General features: G+C 64.1%; 18 protein-coding genes and 1 pseudogene. 10 read left to right on the top strand and 9 right to left on the bottom strand.

What is annotated here, in order from left to right; all coding sequences use genetic code 11:
* Nucleotides 1-5 precede the first annotated feature (5 nt).
* The 6 genes and pseudogenes from glyS to U4Y90_RS24400 all read left to right on the top strand — a co-directional run.
* Entirely contained in the window at nucleotides 6-2,105 is a 2,100-nt protein-coding gene (glyS, locus tag U4Y90_RS24425; RefSeq protein WP_321798391.1) for a glycine--tRNA ligase subunit beta, read from the top strand.
* 9 nt (nucleotides 2,106-2,114) lie between these two features.
* On the top strand, nucleotides 2,115-2,687 hold the full coding sequence (gmhB, locus tag U4Y90_RS24420; protein WP_321798389.1) for a D-glycero-beta-D-manno-heptose 1,7-bisphosphate 7-phosphatase: 573 nt from the start codon (nucleotides 2,115-2,117) through the stop codon (nucleotides 2,685-2,687).
* Nucleotides 2,688-2,699: 12 nt separating this feature from the next.
* Nucleotides 2,700-3,473: a lysophospholipid acyltransferase family protein gene (locus U4Y90_RS24415; RefSeq protein ID WP_321798388.1), complete on the top strand. Its 774-nt coding sequence runs from the start codon at nucleotides 2,700-2,702 to the stop codon at nucleotides 3,471-3,473.
* Nucleotides 3,474-3,555: 82 nt separating this feature from the next.
* Nucleotides 3,556-4,476, top strand: a complete 921-nt coding sequence (locus U4Y90_RS24410) for a SprT family zinc-dependent metalloprotease (RefSeq protein WP_321798502.1) — start codon at nucleotides 3,556-3,558, stop codon at nucleotides 4,474-4,476.
* Between the two features lie 79 nt (nucleotides 4,477-4,555).
* On the top strand, nucleotides 4,556-4,942 hold the full coding sequence (gene gloA, locus U4Y90_RS24405; protein ID WP_321798387.1) for a lactoylglutathione lyase: 387 nt from the start codon (nucleotides 4,556-4,558) through the stop codon (nucleotides 4,940-4,942).
* Nucleotides 4,943-5,210: 268 nt separating this feature from the next.
* A pseudogene (locus U4Y90_RS24400) lies at nucleotides 5,211-5,627 on the top strand (EamA family transporter); the annotation flags it as partial.
* Here the strand turns inward: U4Y90_RS24400 and U4Y90_RS24395 are convergent.
* Complete coding sequence (locus U4Y90_RS24395) at nucleotides 5,599-6,612, bottom strand: DedA family protein/thiosulfate sulfurtransferase GlpE (protein ID WP_321798385.1); 1,014 nt, start codon at nucleotides 6,610-6,612, stop codon at nucleotides 5,599-5,601. The pseudogene U4Y90_RS24400 and the gene U4Y90_RS24395 sit on opposite strands and share 29 nt — an antisense overlap.
* Before the next feature lie 166 nt (nucleotides 6,613-6,778).
* On the opposite strand from U4Y90_RS24395, the gene U4Y90_RS24390 reads away from it, so the two are divergent.
* A complete protein-coding gene (locus U4Y90_RS24390) occupies nucleotides 6,779-7,639 on the top strand; it encodes an MBL fold metallo-hydrolase (protein ID WP_321798383.1) in 861 nt (286 codons plus the stop codon).
* Here U4Y90_RS24390 and U4Y90_RS24385 read toward each other — a convergent pair.
* On the bottom strand, nucleotides 7,636-8,313 hold the full coding sequence (locus U4Y90_RS24385; RefSeq protein WP_321798501.1) for a FadR/GntR family transcriptional regulator: 678 nt from the start codon (nucleotides 8,311-8,313) through the stop codon (nucleotides 7,636-7,638). The two genes, U4Y90_RS24390 and U4Y90_RS24385, sit on opposite strands and share 4 nt — an antisense overlap.
* A gap of 140 nt (nucleotides 8,314-8,453) precedes the next feature.
* Here U4Y90_RS24385 and dgoD point away from each other — a divergent pair, with 140 nt between their 5' ends.
* Nucleotides 8,454-9,602: a galactonate dehydratase gene (gene dgoD / locus U4Y90_RS24380; protein WP_321798382.1), complete on the top strand. Its 1,149-nt coding sequence runs from the start codon at nucleotides 8,454-8,456 to the stop codon at nucleotides 9,600-9,602.
* A 37-nt stretch (nucleotides 9,603-9,639) separates the two neighbouring features.
* Here dgoD and pabB read toward each other — a convergent pair whose 3' ends face one another.
* The 4 genes from pabB to grpE form a co-directional block, all read right to left on the bottom strand.
* Nucleotides 9,640-11,433 carry an aminodeoxychorismate synthase component I gene (gene pabB / locus U4Y90_RS24375; protein ID WP_321798380.1) on the bottom strand — a complete coding sequence of 598 codons (1,794 nt, stop codon included), beginning with the start codon at nucleotides 11,431-11,433 and terminating at the stop codon, nucleotides 9,640-9,642.
* Between the two features lie 31 nt (nucleotides 11,434-11,464).
* On the bottom strand, nucleotides 11,465-12,598 hold the full coding sequence (dnaJ, locus tag U4Y90_RS24370) for a molecular chaperone DnaJ (RefSeq protein WP_321798379.1): 1,134 nt from the start codon (nucleotides 12,596-12,598) through the stop codon (nucleotides 11,465-11,467).
* Between the two features lie 238 nt (nucleotides 12,599-12,836).
* On the bottom strand, nucleotides 12,837-14,792 hold the full coding sequence (dnaK, locus tag U4Y90_RS24365; protein ID WP_321798378.1) for a molecular chaperone DnaK: 1,956 nt from the start codon (nucleotides 14,790-14,792) through the stop codon (nucleotides 12,837-12,839).
* A 252-nt stretch (nucleotides 14,793-15,044) separates the two neighbouring features.
* Nucleotides 15,045-15,647, bottom strand: coding sequence for a nucleotide exchange factor GrpE (grpE, locus tag U4Y90_RS24360; protein ID WP_321798500.1), 603 nt, complete (start codon nucleotides 15,645-15,647; stop codon nucleotides 15,045-15,047).
* 362 nt (nucleotides 15,648-16,009) lie between these two features.
* Between grpE and U4Y90_RS24355 the strand changes: the two genes are divergently transcribed.
* Nucleotides 16,010-16,171 carry a hypothetical protein gene (locus U4Y90_RS24355; protein ID WP_181291003.1) on the top strand — a complete coding sequence of 54 codons (162 nt, stop codon included), beginning with the start codon at nucleotides 16,010-16,012 and terminating at the stop codon, nucleotides 16,169-16,171.
* Here U4Y90_RS24355 and U4Y90_RS24350 read toward each other — a convergent pair.
* The 3 genes from U4Y90_RS24350 to hrcA form a co-directional block, all read right to left on the bottom strand.
* Complete coding sequence (locus U4Y90_RS24350) at nucleotides 16,143-16,550, bottom strand: RNA-binding S4 domain-containing protein (protein WP_321798375.1); 408 nt, start codon at nucleotides 16,548-16,550, stop codon at nucleotides 16,143-16,145. The two genes, U4Y90_RS24355 and U4Y90_RS24350, sit on opposite strands and share 29 nt — an antisense overlap.
* A gap of 25 nt (nucleotides 16,551-16,575) precedes the next feature.
* On the bottom strand, nucleotides 16,576-17,643 hold the full coding sequence (gene hemH, locus U4Y90_RS24345; protein ID WP_321798374.1) for a ferrochelatase: 1,068 nt from the start codon (nucleotides 17,641-17,643) through the stop codon (nucleotides 16,576-16,578).
* 132 nt (nucleotides 17,644-17,775) lie between these two features.
* A complete protein-coding gene (hrcA, locus tag U4Y90_RS24340) occupies nucleotides 17,776-18,792 on the bottom strand; it encodes a heat-inducible transcriptional repressor HrcA (protein ID WP_321798373.1) in 1,017 nt (338 codons plus the stop codon).
* Between the two features lie 186 nt (nucleotides 18,793-18,978).
* Between hrcA and U4Y90_RS24335 the strand changes: the two genes are divergently transcribed.
* Nucleotides 18,979-19,875 (top strand): NAD kinase, encoded by an 897-nt coding sequence (locus U4Y90_RS24335; protein WP_321798371.1) that lies wholly within the window; start codon nucleotides 18,979-18,981, stop codon nucleotides 19,873-19,875.
* Nucleotides 19,876-19,902 lie beyond the last annotated feature (27 nt).

The following is a 19,902-nucleotide window of genomic DNA, read 5'->3' as shown; positions in this document are numbered from 1 at the left end:
GAACAATGACGCAATCCCATAACGCTTCCCTGCTCGTCGAGCTGCTCACCGAAGAACTGCCGCCGAAAGCGCTCGCGCGTCTCGGCACCGCTTTCGCCGACGGCATCGTCGAACGGCTCGCCGCACGCGATCTGATCGACGGCGCGCCTTCGTTCGACAAGTACGCGACGCCCCGCCGCCTCGCCGTGCTCATCCGGAACGTGCGCGATGTCGCGCCTGAAAAACAGGTGCGCGAAAAGGTTCTGCCGGTGACGGTCGCGCTAGACAAGGAAGGCAACCCCACGCCGCCGCTCGCCAAGAAGCTCGCGGCGCTCGGCTTTCCCGACTTCCCCATCGCCGAACTCGAACGCGCGCAGGACGGCAAGGCCGAAGCCTTCTTCCTGCGCTATGCCGCGCCGGGCGCGACGCTCGCCGACGGCCTGCAGGCCGCGCTCGACGAAACCCTCGGCAAGCTGCCGATTCCGAAGGTCATGACCTACCAGCGTCCGGACGGCACCAGCGTGCAGTTCGTGCGCCCGGTGCAGCGCCTCATCGCGATGCACGGCCGCGACGTCGTGCCGGTCAGCGCGCTCGGCGTCGATTCGGGCGACACGACCATCGGTCATCGCTTCATGTCGGAAGGCTTGGTCGCGATTCCGAATGCCGATGACTACGCCGGCACGTTGCGTCACAAGGGCCACGTCGTCGCGAACTTCGACGATCGCCGCGAATCGATCCGCACGCAGTTGCAGGCCTTCGCGGACGTTGATCGCGTCGTGATGCCCGAAGCGCTGCTCGACGAAGTGAACGCGCTCGTCGAATGGCCGGTCGTCTACGAATGCCGCTTCGACGAGGAATTCCTGCAGGTGCCGCAGGAATGTCTGATCCTCACGATGCAGACGAACCAGAAGTACTTCGCGCTCACCGACCAGCACGGCAAGCTGCGCTCGCGCTTTCTGATCGTGTCGAACATCGACACGAAGACGCCGGGCGAGATCGTCGAAGGCAACGAGCGCGTCGTGCGCCCGCGCCTCGCCGACGCGAAGTTCTTCTTCACGCAGGACAAGAAGAAGCGCCTCGAAGACCGCGTGCCGCTGCTCGCGAACGTCGTCTATCACAACAAGCTCGGCTCGACCCTGCAACGCGTCGAGCGCCTCGAAGCGCTCGCGGGCGAGATCGCGCCGATGGTCGGCGTCGATCCCGCGCTCACGCGCCGCGCCGCGCGTCTCGCCAAGGCGGACCTGCTGACCGACATGGTCGGCGAATTCCCCGAGCTGCAAGGCACGATGGGCACCTACTACGCGCGTCACGACGGCGAGCCGGAAGAAGTCGCGCTCGCGTGCTCGGAGCACTATCAGCCGCGCTTCTCGGGCGATGAAACGCCGTCGACGGGCGTCGGCGCCGCGGTCGCGCTCGCCGACAAGCTGGAAACGATCGTCGGCATCTGGGGCATCGGGCTCGCGCCGACCGGCGAAAAGGACCCGTTCGCGCTGCGCCGTCATGCGCTGGGCGTCTTGCGCATCCTGCTCGAAAAGAAGCTGCCGGTCGATCTGCGCGATCTCGTCGGCGCGGCGCAACGCCAGTTCGCCGGCATGCCGCAAGTCGCCGATTCGACCGAAGCCATCTACGCGTTCTTCCTCGATCGCCTGCGGGGTCTGTTGCGCGAGCGCGGCTTCGAAGCGAACGATATCGAAGCGGTGCTGAGCCTGAACCCGACGCGTCTCGACGACATCGTCGCGCGCCTCGATGCGGTGCGCGAATTCGCGGCGCTGCCGGAAGCCGCAGCGCTCGCGGCGGCCAACAAGCGCATCTCGAATATTCTGAAGAAGTCGGAACAGGGCGCGCCGTCGACGGTGAACAAGGAACTGCTCGTCGAAACGGCGGAGCAGAACCTGTACGCGCAGATCGAGCAAGTAACGCCGCGCGTGCAAAGCCAGCTCGCCGCGCGCAACTACACGGAAGCGTTGAGCGCGCTCGCCGCGCTGCGCGACTCCGTCGACACGTTCTTCAACGACGTAATGGTGAATGCGGAAGATGCCGCGCTGCGCAACAATCGTCTCGCGCTGCTCAACGCATTGCATCAGCAGATGAACTGCGTCGCCGACATCTCGAAGCTCGCCGCTTAAAGCGCCGCCATGGTCATGAACCGCAAACTGGTTATCCTCGATCGCGACGGCGTGATCAACGTCGATTCCGATGCGTTCATCAAGTCGCCGGACGAATGGGTCGCCATTCCCGGCAGCCTCGAAGCCATCGCGCGACTGAATCAGTCGGGCTATCGCGTGGCGATCGCGTCGAATCAGTCGGGCATCGGGCGCGGCCTCTTCGACATGGCCGCGCTGAACGCGATGCATCAGAAGATGAATCGCGCGGTCGCGGCCGTCGGCGGACGTATCGACGCGGTGTTCTTCTGCCCGCACACGGCGGAAGATCAGTGCGACTGCAGAAAGCCGAGGCCCGGCATGTTGCAGCAGATCATCGACCGCTTCGAGATCGATCCCGAGGACACGCCGGTCGTCGGCGATTCGCTGCGCGATCTTCAGGCGGGCGCGGCGCTCGGCTTTCCGGTGCATCTCGTGCTCACCGGCAAGGGCGAAAAGACGCTCCAGGAAGGGCAGTTGCCCGAAGGCACCGTCGTTCACAAAGACTTGCGCGCATTCGCGCTCGACTTTCTCGCGCGGCATCAGGACCGCCCGGCGGCCCAGTAACACCGAGACTCCATGCGCTTCATCCGTTCGTTGCTGCTGATGCTTTACTTCATCGTGTACACGGTGCCGTACGCGATCGCCTGCTTCATTGCATTTCCGTTCATGCGCGCCGACAGGCGTTACTGGATGGCGGCCGGCTGGTGCAAGTCGACGATCGTCGTGCTGCGGCATCTGATCGGCATCCGCTACGCGATCGAAGGCATGGAGAACCTGCCGAATGGTCCCGCCGTGCTGCTGTCGAAACATCAGTCCGCCTGGGAGACGCTCGCGTTTCCGGCGCTGATGCCGCGGCCGCTGTGCTACGTGTTCAAGCGCGAGCTGCTCTACGTGCCGTTCTTCGGCTGGGCGCTCGGACTCCTGAAAATGGTGCATATCGATCGCAAGCAGGGCCGCGACGCGTTCGTCTCGGTCACGCGCCAGGGCCGCGCGCGCATGGACGAAGGCGCGTGGGTCATCATGTTTCCCGAAGGCACGCGCACGCGCGTTGGCAGCCAGGGCAAGTATAAGACGGGCGGCGCGCGCTTCGCAGTCGCAACCGGCGCGCCGGTCGTGCCGATCGCGCATAACGCCGGTCATGTCTGGCCACGCAATTCCTTCATCAAATATCCGGGTATAGTCACGGTGTCGGTCGGCAAGCCGATCGATACGGCCGGCCTTACGCCCGAGGAAGTGAACGCGCGCGTCGAAAGCTGGATCGAGACGGAAATGCGCCGCATCGATCCGCACGCTTACGCTGCGCCGAACGCACAGCCGGGTGAAGCCGGCGCCGCGGGCGCGGGCCGCTGACGCGGCGGCGTTCGAATCGAGCCGCGGCGTGCCCTACTCGTTCTTCTCGTCATTCCTGCGCCGTGAGCGCAAAGCCGAGCCGATGCAGAAAGCCCCTTCGCGACAGCGCCCCGCCGTCGCGCTCGATACCCTGCAACTCGATCTGCCGTTCGAGCATGCGCCGGCATACTCCGGCGCGCCGCCCGCGAACGGACCGGCTCCGCTGCGCGGCGACGTCCCGAGCGCCGATCCCGTTCCCGTCCTCACGCCCGCTGCTCCCGCGACGCCCTTGCCCGATGGCGTGCGCCTGCGCCGCATCCTGCTCAAGGCGGGCGCGCTCGAGTATCGCTTGAGGCGTTCGTCGCGGCGCACGATCGGCTTTTGCATCGACGGCACCGGGCTCGCGATCACCGCGCCGCGCTGGGTGACGATCGCGGACATCGAGAGCGCGATCCTCGACAAGCAGAACTGGATCGTCAAGAAGCTCACCGAATGGCAGACACGCGTCGAGCAGCGCGCGCTGCCGCGCATCGAATGGAAGGACGGCGCGCAGTTTCCGTATCTCGGCAAGACGATCAGCGTGTCGCTCGGTTCGACTGCGAGCACGCTTTCTTTCGACGACGAAACCAGCGTGCTCTCGCTCGCGATGCCCGCGCTCGCCGACACGCAGCAGATCAAGGATCGCGTGCAAGGCTGGCTGCAAAGCGAAGCGAAGCGCATCTTCGGCGAGCGGCTCGGGGTGTATGCGGCGAAGCTCGGGGTCGAGTATCGCGCATATGCGCTGTCGTCGGCGGCGACGCGCTGGGGCAGTTGCTCCAGCGACGGCAAGATCCGCCTGAACTGGCGGCTGATCCACTTCCCGATGTCGATCATCGATTACGTCGTCGCGCACGAGCTCGCGCATCTGCGCGAGATGAACCACAGCCCGCGCTTCTGGCAGACGGTCGAATCGATCTTCCCCGAGTTCCGCGAGGCGCGGCATACGCTCAAACATCACCCGCCGGACTTGCTGCCGGCGCTCTGAGCGTCGTCAGCGCATGGAAGGCGCCGACGGTACAATTTCCTTCCTGTCCCCTCGCAAACACACAAACAGGAACCCCACCATGCGACTCCTCCACACGATGCTGCGCGTCGGCGACCTGCCGCGTTCAATCGATTTCTACACGCGCATTCTCGGCATGAAAGTGCTGCGTCAAAGCGAAAACACCGAGTACAAGTACACGCTCGCGTTCGTCGGCTACGGCCCGGAAAGCGAGAACAGCGTGCTCGAGCTGACCTATAACTGGGGCACCGAGAAGTACGACCTCGGCACCGCATACGGCCACATCGCGCTCGAAGTCGACGACGCCGCCGACGCATGCGAGCGCATCCGTCAGGCAGGCGGCAAGGTCACGCGCGAGGCCGGTCCCGTGAAGGGCGGCACGACGGTGATCGCGTTCGTCGAAGATCCGGACGGCTACAAGGTCGAACTGATCGAAAAGCATTCCTGATTCATGCATGACTTCGCGCCGCGCATTCGTCGCGGCGCGTGAACCTGCGCATTTCCACCGGCCCCGCCCGACCTTTCCCTCTCGCGGCCCGTTCGCTGGCACGATCGACGCTCCAAATCAAATGCATGCCGATGCGCCTCACATCGGCGTGCTCCAGCCACGCCCGAACGACGGCCAATGAACAGGCCATCCCTCGACTTGCGCCGCGCCCCGACGCCACCACCTTCATCGTGATGATCGCGCTGTGCGTGCGTGGGGATTCGAGCAAGCCTGGGCCACGACGACGGTCGTCGTGCGTGTGTCGTCGCCGGCGCATGCGAGCGCGAGCAAGACGCCGTTCCATCAACTGGCGGCGTCGGCGGTGTTGCCGCTGGTGCTCGCGGCCGGCATCGGACAGACGCACGTCGAAGCCGTGTCGCCGCTCGCGATCGCGAGCCTCGCGTATCAGGCAATCGTCGTCGCGCTCATCAGCTATCTGACGTGGTTCTGGCTGCTCGCGCGCTATATGGCGTCGCGGCTTTCGGTGTTCTCGTTTCTCACGCCGATCTTCGGCGCGCTCCTGCTCGGCGAGCATTTCACCGCGCGCTTCATGGTCGCCGCGGCGATGATGCTCGCGGGCATCGCGCTCGTGAGCCGGCCGCCGCGTCGGCGCCAGATCATTCCGGCGCGGTCGCCCGGATCGTGATCATGTCGTGATCGATGTCATCGTGATCGGCCGCGGCGTGCAGATGCTCCGCCGGAATCGGTTCGACCGGATAGCCGTGCTTCTCCCACGCATCCAGCCCGCCCTTCAACGGCCGCACGTGCCTGAAGCCCTTCGCCCGCAACTGCCGCGCGATGGTCTTCGCCGTCGCCTCGTTCGGGCACACGCAATACACGACCACCTCGTGCTCCGCATACAACTGATCGACGCGATTCGGCGAGTCGAGATCCAGCGCGATCGCGCCCGCGATGCGATACGGCTCGCGGCGGCGAATATCCGGCGGCCGCGCGTCGTAGATCACGGGCGGCGTGCCGGAGCGCATCATCGAGTCGAGCTGGTCAGGCGTGATGTGATACTTCGCGAGCCACTGACGAAATTGTTCGCGCCGGATCCATCGATACAGCAGGAAGCCGAGCGCGACCATCACGAGCACATCGATCAGCGTCGTGCCATTGGCGCGCACCAGCACGATGAGCCGTGCGATCTGTTCCTGCAACGCCGCGCCGCCGAGCATCCAGAAGCTCGCCCACGCTGTCGCGCCGATCAGATCCCACAACACGAAGACGCGCACTTCGATCTGCGTGGTGCCGAGCAGCGGCGCCGACACGAGCCCGAGCCCCGGCACGAACTTCGACAGCGCGAGCAGCGGCACGCCGAAGCGCTCGAACCAGCGGCGCGCGGTGCGCAGCGTGGAATCGATCGACAGGGAGAAACGCACGAGCGAATTGAGGAAGCTCCGGCCGTAGAGACGGCCCGCGGTGAACCACAAGGAATCGGCGATGAGCACCGCGAGCACCGCGGCCGCGAGCATCTGCCAGAACGGCACGTTGCCGGCGGCGACGAGCGTGCCGGCGAGAATCAGCATCGGCGCGGCGGGGACCGGCACGCCGAGTTGCGTCGCGAGGACGCTGACGAAGACGGCCCACGCGCCCCACGACGACGCAAGCGAAGTCGGGACGTGCGGCATTCGAACCTCTTGATCGAGCTTTCGGGGAAGTGACGGCCCGCGCATTGGGTCCGGCACAAAGGGTTACACTGTATCGCGATCCTGACAAACACGCCCAATCGATCCGGGCGACAAAAGCACAGGCCGACGCGAGGCAACGCGCCGCAAGGCAGCCGGGGGAACCAACGTGCAAGCGATCATTCAGCCCTTCTTCGATATCAACACCGGCACGATGACGTATGTCGTCCACGAAGCGGCCGGCTCAGCGGCGGCTATCGTCGATCCGGTGCTCGACTACGATCCGAAAGCCGCGCGCACGTCGACGAAATCCGCCGACGCGGTCATCGCGTTCGTGCGCGAGCAGCGCCTTTCCGTCGAATGGATTCTGGAGACGCACGCGCATGCCGACCATCTTTCGGCGGCGCCGTATCTCAAGCGCATGCTCGGCGGAAAGATAGGCATCGGCGAGTCGATCCGCGCGGTGCAGGGCGTCTTCAAGAAAATCTTCGATCTCGAACCGGAGTTTCAACTCGACGGCTCGCAATTCGATCATCTCTTCGCCGACGGCGAGCGCTTCATGATCGGCGATATCGAAGCGACCGCGCTGTTCGTGCCGGGCCACACGCCCGCCGACATGGCGTACCGGATCGGCGATGCCGTGTTCGTCGGCGACACGCTCTTCATGCCTGACGTCGGCACCGCGCGCTGCGATTTTCCGGGCGGCAGCGCGCGCCGGCTGTATCGGTCGATTCAGCGCCTGCTCGCGCTCGATCCCGATACGCGGCTTTTCGTGTGTCATGACTATCCGCCGGAGACGCGCGGTCCGCAGTGGCAAAGCACGGTGCGCGAGCAGCGTGAGAACAACATTCACGTCGGCGGCGGCAAGACCGAGGACGAGTTCGTCGCGATGCGCGAAGCGCGCGATGCGACCCTCGGCATGCCGACGCTCATCCTGCCCGCGATCCAGGTGAATATCCGCGCGGGCAGGTTTCCTGAAGCGGCCGGCAACGGCACGACCTATCTGAAGATTCCGCTGAACGCGCTTTAGCCTTCGATTCTGCCGCGCGTCACGCCGAGCAGACCGGCCATCGCGCGGCGCGCGCCGTTCGAGTCGCGCGCGACGATCGCATCGAAAACCGCCGTGTGTTCCGCGAGCGACGCGTTGTACACCTCGGCGCGCTTCGCGTTCAGCCGTAACTGACCTTCGAGCGTGCGCTCGATCAGCGCGCCCAGCGGAATCAGCAATTCGTTGCTGCACGCGGCGAGCACCCCCAGATGGAAGTCGAGATCGGCGCGCACCCATTCATCGACGTTCTGCGCATCCGCCATCGCCCGATGCGCGCGCGTGAGACGCTCGCGCGAGCGTTCCTCATGATTGTCGGCGGCGAGCGCGGCGGCGTACGGCTCGATCATCTCGCGCATTTCCTGGAGCTTGAGCGCGAACTGCAGCGGCGGCGCGACGCGCGAGTACCAGTCGAGCATGTCGACGTCCAGCAGATTCCACGCGTCCCGTGCGCGCACCCGCGTGCCGACCTTCGGACGCGACTCGATCAGCCCTTTCGACGTGAGCGTGCGCAACGCCTCGCGCAGCACCGTGCGGCTCACGCCGAAGCGCTCCATCAGTTCGGCTTCGCGCGGCAAAGGCGAGCCGGGCGAATAGTCGCCTCGCAGAATCGCCATGCCCAGTTCGTGCGTCACACGGCCATGCAGATCGCGGTGAATGATGTTCTCCCGTTGGTTCGGACAGGATTATCGGATATTTGTCAGATTTTTCGTAAATCCCGATTTCATTCAAATAATACTATTAATATGCCTACTCGACGGCTTTTTGCTACCATGTAAAACCCTTCAGGAGACGCACAATGAAAATCACGAAACTCGAGACCTTCATCGTTCCGCCGCGCTGGTGCTTCCTCAAGATCGAAACCGACGAGGGCATCACCGGCTGGGGCGAGCCGGTCGTCGAAGGCCGCGCGCATACGGTGGCCGCCGCCGTCGATGAGCTCGCCGATTATCTCGTCGGCCGCGACCCGCGTCATATCGAAGACCTGTGGCAGGTGATGTACCGCTCGGGTTTCTATCGCGGCGGGCCCATCGGCATGAGCGCGATCGCGGGCGTCGATCAGGCGCTGTGGGACATTCTCGGTAAGCACCACGGCGTGCCGGTGCACGCGCTGCTCGGCGGCCAGGTGCGCGACAGGATCAAGGTGTATTCGTGGATCGGCGGCGACCGTCCGAGCGATGTCGCGAACAACGCCCGCGCCGTGGTCGAGCGCGGCTTCAAGGCCGTGAAGATGAACGGCTCGGAAGAGCTGCAGATCATCGATACGTTCGACAAGGTCCAAGGCGTGATCGACAACGTGCGCGCGGTGCGCGAGGCGGTCGGGCCGAACGTGGGCATCGGCGTCGACTTTCACGGGCGCGTTCACAAGCCGATGGCCAAGGTGCTCGCAAAGGAACTCGATCCGTTCAAGCTGATGTTCATCGAAGAACCGGTGCTGTCGGAGAACGTCGAAGCGCTGCGCGATATCGTCAACCAGACGAGCACGCCGATCGCGCTCGGCGAGCGGCTCTACTCGCGCTGGGATTTCAAGCACATTCTCGCGAGCGGCTACGTCGACATCATTCAGCCGGACGCCTCGCACGCGGGCGGTCTCACCGAATGCCGCAAGATCGCGACGATGGCCGAAGCCTACGATGTCGCGCTCGCGCTGCATTGTCCGCTCGGGCCGATTGCGCTCGCAACCTGCCTGCAGATCGATGCGGTCAGCTACAACGCGTTCATCCAGGAACAGAGCCTCGGCATTCACTACAACAAGGGCAACGACCTGCTCGATTACATCAGGAACCCGGAAGTCTTCAAGTACGAAGACGGCATGGTGTCGATCCCGCAAGGGCCCGGCCTCGGTATCGAAGTGAACGAAGAGAAGGTGCGCGAAATGGCGAAGGTCGGCCATCGCTGGCGCAATCCGGTGTGGCGGCACGCGGACGGCAGCGTCGCCGAATGGTGATCGTGTTGCGCTGACCGCGCGCCGTCGTGACGCGCGGTCAGCGTTTCAGATTGGCCTTGACCGCGCCGCGTAACGCGTTGCTGATGAGCAGGTCTTCGGCTTCGAGCAAGTCTTCGCGCATGAGCGTACGCTCGGCGGCGCCGAGATCTTCGATCAATACCGCGCGCATCACGCCCGGCAGCACGCCGGCGTCGACGGGCGGCGTGAACCACTTGCCGTCGAGCTTCACGAACACGCTCGACCGGCCACCTTCGGTGAGTTCGCCGCGCTCGTTGACGAAGAGCATGTCGAAAGCGCCTTCTGCTTCGGCGGCTTTCCACGCGCGATCGTAGTCGGCGCGGCGCGTCGTCTTGTGGCTGAGCAATGGATCGGCGGAGCTTTGTGGCGCGAAACCGCGATCCGACGCGAGCAGCACGTTCACCGTGTCCGACGGCAACGGCGCAAGCTGCGCGCTCGTCATCGTGATGCGTCCGCTCTTGTCCAGCGCGATGCGCAGCCGATACGGCTTCCCGACCTCGAAGCCCGCGACATGTTCGGCGACTTGTTGGTTCAACGAGGCTTCGTCGAACATGAAGCCGAGGTACGCCGCGCTGCCTTTGATTCGCGCGACGTGCCGCGCGTAATGGCGAATGCCGTCGTCGCGCGTCGCGTAGCAGGTTTCGAACAGCTCGAAGCCCGGATCCATGCTGGTCAGGAAGCGCGCTTTCAACAGACACTCCTCGTATTCGTCGGCGGCGACGCTATCGAGCACGATGCCTGCGCCAATGCCGAGCACGCCCCGCCGCGCGGGGGCATCGATGACGAGCGTGCGAATCGCCACCGACATGCAGAAGTCGCCGCTCGCATCGAGCCAGCCGATCGCGCCGGTGTAGAGGCCGCGCGGCGTGCTCTCGATCTCGTCGATGAGCTGCATCGTCCGATACTTCGGCGCGCCGGTAATCGAGCCGCACGGAAAGAGCGCGCGCACGATGCCCGCGAACGGCGTGCCGGGAATCACGCGCGCTTCGATCGTCGAAGTCATCTGCCACACCGATGCATAAGGCTCGACCGAAAACAGCGCGGGCACGTTCACCGAACCCGTGACCGCCACGCGCGACATGTCGTTGCGCAGCAGGTCGACGATCATTACGTTTTCGGCGCGATTCTTCGGATCGAGCCGCAGTGAATCGGGATCGGCGTCGCGCGGCGCGGTGCCTTTCATCGGCCGCGCGCGCAGCATGTCGCCATGCTTCTCGACGAACAATTCCGGCGAGCACGACACAACCGACCTGCCGTCCGGCAACGCGATGAACGCGCCGTAATGCACGGCCTGCCGTTCACGCAAACGCCGATACAGCGCGCTCGGCGCGCCGAACACATCGAAGTTCAGCCGATACGTGTAGTTGATCTGATACGACTCGCCTTCGCGCAATGCGTCGTGCACGGCGGAGATGGCCGCATCGAATTCATTGCGCGTGACGCTCGGTTCGATGCCCGCGACGCCTGCCGTGGGGTCATCGCCCTTGGACGCGAGCCACGCGTCGACTTCATCGCGCGACAGGCGTGCGCAATCGCGGAACATGAGCACGCGCAGCGCGTGATCGTCACCGCGTCCGACCTTGCCGAACTGGAGATTGCGCCCGAACTCGTAATCGGCGACGACGAGCGCGTGCAAACCGCCTTGCAGATCGCGCTCGATCGCGGCGCAGACCGCATCGAGCTCACGTGCATCCTCGCACACGCGTTCGTGCACGAAGTCCGTGTACAAACGACTCGACCGCCTTTCGGCGGTCGCATCGCAATCGTCGAGCAGCGCGTACACCGCGCTGCACTCTTCGGTTTTCATCGTCATGCTCGCACGACGTACAACGCACCCAACCGCATCAGTCGAAGAAACTCTTCACGCGGTCGAACCAGCTCTTGCTTTGCGGACTATGCCGCGCACCGCCCTGCTCCAGCGACTTCTCGAACTGCTTCAGCAGATCGCGCTGCTGTTCCGTGAGCTTGACCGGCGTTTCCACCTGCACGTGCACGTACAGATCGCCGGCGATGCTCGAACGCAAGCCCTTGATGCCCTTGCCGCGCAGACGGAACGTCTTGCCCGACTGCGTGCCTTCGGGCACCGTGAAGCTCGCGCGCCCTGCCAGTGTCGGCACTTCGATCTCGCCGCCCAATGCCGCCGTCGTGAACGGGATCGGCATCTGGCAATGCAGATCGTCGCCGTCGCGCTCGAACACCGAATGCTGCTTGATGTGGATTTCCACGTACAAGTCGCCGCTCGGGCCGCCGTTGATGCCCGGCTCGCCGTTGCCCGCCGAGCGGATGCGCATGCCGTCGTCGATGCCAGCCGGAATCTTCACTTCCAGCGTCTTCGTTTCCTTCACCTTGCCCGCGCCGTGGCAGTTCGCGCACGGATCGGGGATATAGCTGCCGCTGCCGTGACACTTCGGACACGTCTGCTGGATGCTGAAAAAGCCCTGCGACATGCGCACCTGGCCCTGACCGTGACAGGTCGGGCAGGTTTCGGGCTTCGTGCCCGGCTTCGCGCCCGAACCGTGACAGACGTTGCAGTTCACCCAGCTCGGTACGCGGATCTGCGTGTCGTAGCCGTGCGCCGCCTGCTCGAGCGTGATCTCCATGCTGTAGCGCAGGTCCGCGCCGCGATACACCTGCGGACCGCCACGCCCGCGCGCACCGCCGCCGCCCGCCTGTCCGAAGATGTCGCCGAAGATATCGCCGAAGGCATCGGCGAAACCGCCGAAGCCTTGCGCGCCCGCGCCCGCCATGTTCGGATCCACGCCCGCGTGGCCGTACTGATCGTACGCGGCCCGCTTCTGCTGGTCGGAGAGCATTTCATAGGCTTCCTTCGCCTCCTTGAAATTCTCTTCCGCCTTCTTGTTGTCCGGATTGCGGTCAGGGTGATACTTCATCGCGAGCTTGCGATACGCCTTCTTGATCTCGTCGTCGCTCGCGTTCTTCGCGACGCCCAGAACGTCGTAGTAATCCCGTTTCGCCATGTCGGTTCGATGCCGCCGCGCTTGAGCGCGACGGTTCCTGTCAGATGCCGCGGGTATAGGTTGCAACCCGCGCGTAAAACCTTTTGCGCCTCGCCTTTGAGCAACGCGCCTCTAAAAACAACGTGCCCGGAGAGCCAGAAAGGCTCGCCAGGCGCGTTCCACATAAGACGCCAACGCGTCCCGGTGATGCAGCCGAAAAGGCGCGTGAATGTCGCCACTCACGCGCCCGGCTTCGGCGTTAGTCCTTCTTCACTTCCTTGAAGTCTGCGTCGACGACATCGTCGTGGTGCTGGCTCGCGCCCGCATCCGCCGAAGCGCCCGCGCCTGCCGCACCGGCGGCCGCGCTCGCCGCACCCTGTTGAGCCTGCATGTCGGCGTACATCTTTTCGCCGAGCTTCTGCGAAGCCTGAGCCAGCGCCTCGACCTTCGCTTCGATCGTGGCCTTGTCGCTCGAGCTGCTCTTCAGCGTGTCTTCGAGATCCTTCAGCGCCGCTTCGATCTTTTCCTTTTCCGAAGCGTCGACCTTGTCGCCGTACTCGGCGAGCGCCTTCTTCGTGCTGTGGACCAGCGCGTCGCCCTGGTTGCGGGCATCGGCCAGTTCACGCAGCTTGTGATCTTCCTCGGCGTTGGCTTCGGCGTCCTTCACCATCTTGTCGATTTCCGCGTCCGTCAGACCCGAGTTCGCCTTGATGGTGATCTTGTTTTCCTTGCCCGTCGCCTTGTCCTTCGCGCCGACGTGCAGAATGCCGTTCGCGTCGATGTCGAACGTCACTTCGATCTGCGGCGTGCCGCGCGGTGCAGGCGGAATGCCTTCGAGGTTGAACTCGCCGAGCAGCTTGTTGCCGACGGCCATTTCGCGCTCGCCCTGGAACACCTTGATCGTGACGGCGCCCTGGTTGTCGTCCGCCGTCGAATACACTTGCGCGTGCTTCGTCGGGATCGTCGTGTTCTTGTTGATCATCTTCGTCATCACGCCGCCGAGCGTCTCGATGCCGAGCGACAGAGGCGTCACGTCGAGCAGCAGAACGTCCTTGCGGTCGCCCGACAGAACCTGACCCTGAATGGCGGCGCCCACGGCGACGGCTTCGTCCGGGTTCACGTCACGGCGCGGGTCCTTGCCGAAGAACTCCTTCACCTTTTCCTGCACCTTCGGCATACGCGTCATGCCGCCGACGAGAATCACGTCGTCGATATCGCCGACCTTCACGCCCGCATCCTTGATGGCGATGCGGCACGGTTCGATCGTGCGCTCGATCAGCTCTTCGACGAGCGCTTCGAGCTTCGCGCGGGTGAACTTGAGGTTCAAGTGCTTCGGGCCCGACGCGTCGGCCGTGATGTACGGCAGGTTGATGTCGGTCTGAGCCGTCGACGACAGTTCGATCTTCGCCTTCTCAGCAGCTTCCTTCAGGCGTTGCAGCGCGAGCACGTCTTTCGACAGATCGACGCCCTGCTCCTTCTTGAACTCGCCGATGATGTAATCGATGATGCGCTGGTCGAAGTCTTCGCCGCCGAGGAACGTGTCGCCGTTCGTCGAGAGCACTTCGAACTGCATTTCGCCGTCCACATCCGCGATTTCGATGATCGAGATATCGAACGTGCCGCCGCCCAGGTCGAACACCGCGATCTTGCGGTCACCCTTCTCGGCTTTGTCCAGACCGAACGCGAGCGCGGCCGCGGTCGGCTCATTGATGATGCGCTTCACTTCCAGACCGGCGATGCGGCCCGCGTCCTTGGTTGCCTGACGCTGGCTGTCGTTGAAGTACGCCGGAACCGTGATGACGGCCTCCGTCACCGGCTCGCCGAGGTAATCTTCGGCGGTCTTCTTCATCTTGCGCAGCACTTCGGCCGAAACCTGCGACGGCGCGAGGTTCTTGCCGTGCGCTTCGACCCATGCGTCGCCGTTGTCGTGCTTGACGATCTTGTAGGGCATCAGGTTGATGTCCTTCTGCACTTCCTTTTCGTCGAAGCGGCGGCCGATCAGGCGCTTGACCGCGTACAGCGTGTTCTTCGGATTGGTGACCGACTGGCGCTTGGCAGGCGCGCCGACGAGGATCTCGTTGTCATCCATGTAAGCGATGATCGACGGCGTGGTGCGCGCGCCTTCCGAGTTCTCGATGACCTTGACCTGATTGCCTTCCATCAGCGCCACGCACGAGTTCGTGGTGCCCAGGTCGATACCGATGATTTTGCCCATTTTTTATACTCTCCTAGCTTTGATCGCAGTGGCGTTGCGGCGGGCGGTGTGTCGTGCCTGACGCCGGCTTTTGCCGATTTACCGGGCCGAACGCCCAAAATTCATACCTGTACGCAAGATAAGAGCGCCAGTTTCGATTTCAAGACCCTTCAATCGATGCGGTCTATAACTTTTTTTGTTCGCCGGCCGGCGCGCCGCGACGCATAAGGCCGCCGACGAGCGCGCGAACTGGCACGCTGACCGCGAAACGCGTTACTTCGGCGCCGCGACGGTCACGAGCGCCGGACGCAGCACGCGGTCGGCGATCACATATCCCTTCTGCAGCACCGATACGACGGTGTTCGGATCCTGCTCGGCCGGGACCATCGAGATGGCCTGATGGCGATGCGGATCGAATTTCTCGCCGACCGGATTCACCGCGATCACGCGGCCCTTTTCCAGCGCACCGGTCAACTGACGCAGCGTGAGTTCGACACCCTCGCGAACCTTGGTGAGATCTGTCGACTGGTCGGCGAGCGCGGCTTCGAGGCTGTCGAGCACCGGCAGCAGGTTTTCCGCGAAATTCTCGATGGCGAATTTATGCGCCTTCGCGACATCCTCCTGGCTGCGGCGGCGCACGTTTTCCGTCTCGGCCTTGGCGCGCAGGAAGTCTTCCTTGAGCGCGGCGATCGTGGCCTGCGCGTCTGCAAGCGCAGTCTCGGCCTCGTTCGGCGCGGTTTGCGGCGCGGCGGCCGCGTCGGCGGGCGCGCCTTGCGGCGCCTGAGCAGCAGCGTTGGTCGTGTCTGCGGCCTGGCGCGCGTTATCGTCGGCGGGCGTCGGGTTCTGGCTCGCTGAATTCTCTTGCGTGTTTTCCATGTCGCTGAATATGTATTGCTGTGAGTTGAATCGGTTGCGAAAACGACCGGACGTTCGGTTCAGTCGGCTTTTTCGCACTAGCGGCGGAAATTGGGGCATCGAAGGCCATTTCAAGCCTTCACGTCGAATTTTTCGGACTAATTTCAGCGCGCGGGTGACGCGGCAATGGCCGGTAATACACACATCGCCGCACCGCGCAATTTTAAGATTGAGGGGAAGCCCTGTGTCGCCTACACTGCAAACAAGCACCGCAGGACGCACGTTTACCCTAATCCTACGAAATGCTTCAATCCGCTTTCAGCCCTTGCCCGTTTCCTGAACCGGCCGTCTTCTGACCGGACAACCCGCTCTCCGGGGATACCATGAAACTGACCTTTGCTATCGCGGTGGTCGCCCTGGTACTCGTCGCGGGAACGACCACCATCTGCATGTCCGGCGTCGTGACCGACCGTAACACGGAGTACGGCGGCGTTCACGCAACCATCGAAAGCTACTTCAATCCGAACGAGAAAATTTGTCGATAGTCCGCCGGTCGCGCTTCGTCGGCCTGCCCTGCATGCCGGCAGCGGGCTCGCGGAAGGTCTTGCGGCGCTCGGCCTCGGCCAAGCGTTTGGCGCGGCCCTCCTCCGTTTCCGTGTATAGGGTTTGCGCGACCGTCGCGGGGCCGCGCACATCGCACAGCCCGAGCACTTCGACCTGCCAGACGAGCCGCTCGATATCGATCTCGACGATATCGCCGACGCGCACGTCCTTCGACGGCTTCACGTTCGCTCCGCCGATCTTGACGCGGCCCTTCTCCACCGCATCGCTCGCGAGCGACCGCGTCTTGAAGAAACGGGCGGCCCAGAGCCATTTATCGATGCGCAAACGCGCGTCAGGTTCCGTCGAAATCGTGTAGTTCATCGGTGAATGCTCGAAAAAGCCGTGCTCAGGCCACTGCGGTGAGCGGCTGCACGGTCTGCACGGGCCAGCCCTGCAGATGCTGCGCGGCGATTTCGCCCAGCCCCTTGATCCACGCGGGCGCCGAGTTCAGACACGGGATCCGGTGAAAATGCCTGCCACCCGCCTTCAGGAATTCGTCCCGCACCTCGATGCCGATTTCCTCGATCGTCTCCAGGCAATCCGCCGTGAAGCCGGGACAGAACACGTCCACGCGCGCGACGCCGCCCGCGCCCAGTTCGGCGACCGTCGGCGCGGTGTACGGCTGAAGCCACTCCGCGCGACCGAAGCGCGACTGGAACGTCACACGGCACTCGACCGGCGTGAGCCCGAGCGCGGCCGTGAGCAGCGAACCGGTCAACTGGCACTGATCGTGATACGGGTCGCCGAGATCCATCGTGCGCTTCGGGACACCGTGAAAACTCAACACGAGCTTGTCGCCCGCGGCGAAATCCGGCTGGCCATGATGCCGCCAATAGTCACGCACCTGCTCCGCGAGCGCCGCGATATACGCCGGATGATCCGCGTATTGGCGGATCGTGCGGATTTCCGGCTGGTTGCGCACGCGCTTCAGCGCGGCGAATGCTTCGTCGAACGCGGTCGCTGTCGTGGACGAAGAGTACTGCGGATACATCGGCAGGAGCAGAATGCGGTCGGCGCCTTCGAGCTTGAGCTGGTTGAGCATGGCGCCGATGCCGGGCGTGCCGTAACGCATCGCATAGTCGACGATCACGTGATAGTCGTTCGCCGCGAAGAGCCGCCGCAAGCCGTCGACCTGCTTCTCCGTATGCACGCGAAGTGGCGAACCTTCCGGCATCCACACCTGCGCGTACTTCTTCGCCGACGCGCGCCCGCGAAACGGCAGGATCAGCCCGCGCAGAATCAGTTGCCACACGAACGAGGGAATTTCGACGACGCGCGGATCGGACAGGAATTGCGCCAGATACTTGCGCACCGCCCGCGGCGTGGGCGCGTCCGGCGTGCCGAGATTGATCAGCAGCACCGCGACGCGATGCGAAGCGCTGGGCTGCGAGGGCAACTCGAGGTCGAAACGCATAAGGCAGGCGGGCCGGAAAGGTCGTCGGAAAGGTGAGGACCATTATAGCGGCGCGCCCGAGCACGCATCATTGGCCGAATGGCCGAGTGGCGCGGTCCCGCGCGGCGCGCCACCATATGCAGGAATGAAGCGTTACTGATGGCTGAGCGACATCGAGAGCAGGCGCGCGGTGATATCCACGATCGGAATCACGCGGTTGTAGGCCATGCGCGTCGGGCCGATCACGCCGAGCGTGCCGACGATCTTCCCGTTGACCTCGTACGGCGCCGTCACGACGCTCATTTCCTCGATCGGCACGAGATTCGACTCGCCGCCGATGAAAATCTGCACGCCTTGCGCGTGACTCGATACATCCAGCAATTGCAGGAGGCTCGTCTTTTGGTCGAACAAGTCGAACAGCTTGCGCAGCCGCGCCATGTCGGACGAAAGGTCCGCCACTTCGAGCAGGTTGCGCTCGCCGGAAATCAGCACGGTGTCCGTGGGATCCGTCTCGGCGGTGCTCGCGACCACGGCAGCCTGCATGAGCGCGGTCATGTCGCCGCGCAACTGGTCGATTTCCTCGCGCAGGCGCCGGCGCACTTCGTCGAAGGACAGGCCCGCGAAATGCGCGTTGATGTAGTTGGAGGCTTCGGTGAGCTGCGAGGGCGAGTAGTCGCGCTGCGTCGCCATCATGCGGTTCTGCACGTCGCCTTCGGGTGTCACGATGATCAGCAGAATGCGCTTGTCCGACAGCCGCATGAACTCGATCTGCCTGAACATGTGGCTGCGGCGCGGCGTGAGCACGACACCCGCGAACGACGACAGATTGGACAGCACGCTCGCCGCCGCGGCAACGATCTTCTGCGGTTCCTCGCCCTGCAGGCGAGTCTTGACCGCGGTGGTCATGGCTTCGTCTTGCGGCGCTTCTACAGTCAGCATCGTGTCGACGAAGAGCCGGTAGCCGCGCGGCGTGGGAATGCGCCCGGCCGACGTATGCGGGCTCACGACAAGCCCGAGCTCCTCGAGATCCGACATCACGTTGCGGATCGTCGCGGGGCTCAGTTCGAGACCGGAATGACGTGATAACGTGCGCGAACCGACCGGCTGACCTTCGGCGATGTAGCGCTCGATCAACGTTTTGAGGAGGGTTTGTGCACGTGGGTCTAGCATGGGGAAATTTTAGCTCAACGTGTCGAGTAGCGGCGAGCCGCGCCGACTGTACGGCATTCAATGTCCGCTCCATTCTAGCGAGAAATCAGGGGCATGCCCGCGCAATACCGCACGGTCCCGTAACCGCGTGCCCGGCGGCCATCTTCCACGGTTCTTTTCGCTCTCTGACTATGGTGTAATGCCGGCATGGAAATTGGCCAATTCAAGACCGTCGCCCTCGTGGGGCGCACCAACACGCCGGGCATCGAGGCGCCGCTGAGATCGCTCGCCGGTCTGCTTGCGCAGCAAGGCTTCGAGGTCGTGTTCGAGGCGGTCACCGCGAAAGACGTCGGCGTGACGGAGTTTCCCGCGCTCTCCATCGCGGAGATGGGCGCGCGCGCGGACGTCGCGATCGTGCTCGGCGGCGATGGCACGATGCTCGGCATCGGCCGGCAGCTCGCGCCGTACAAGACGCCGCTCATCGGCGTGAATCACGGACGGCTCGGCTTCATCACGGACATTCCGCTCAAGGCGATGCAGGAAATCGTCCCGCAGATGCTCGCCGGCCAGTTCGAGCGCGAGGAGCGCAGCCTGCTCGAAGCGCGCATCGTCCGCAACGACAAGCCGATCTACCACGCGCTCGCGTTCAACGACGTCGTGGTGAATCGCAGCGGCTTTTCCGGCATGGCGGAGTTGCGCGTGTCGGTGGACGGCCACTTCATGTACAACCAGCGCTCCGACGGGCTGATCGTCGCGACACCTACCGGCTCGACCGCCTACGCGCTGTCCTCGGCGGGGCCGATCCTTCATCCGCAGTTGCAGGGTTTCGTGCTCGTGCCGATCGCGCCGCACTCGCTGTCGAACCGACCGATCGTGCTGCCGGACGATTCGAAAGTGACCATCCAGATCATCGGCGGGCGGGACGTCAACGTGAACTTCGACATGCAGTCGTTCACCGCCGTCGAACTGAACGACGCGATCGAAGTGCGGCGCTCGAAGCACACGGTGCCGGTGCTGCATCCGGTCGGCTACAGCAGCTACGCGACGCTGCGCAAGAAGCTGCACTGGAACGAGCATCCGTCGCAGGACTCGTCGGCGCTCTGATCCACCCGCATCCAGAATCCCGAATCC

It is taken from the genome of Caballeronia sp. J97 (assembly GCF_905220305.1).
Lineage (GTDB): Bacteria > Pseudomonadota > Gammaproteobacteria > Burkholderiales > Burkholderiaceae > Caballeronia.
This window is presented reverse-complemented; position numbering and strand designations above follow the sequence as displayed.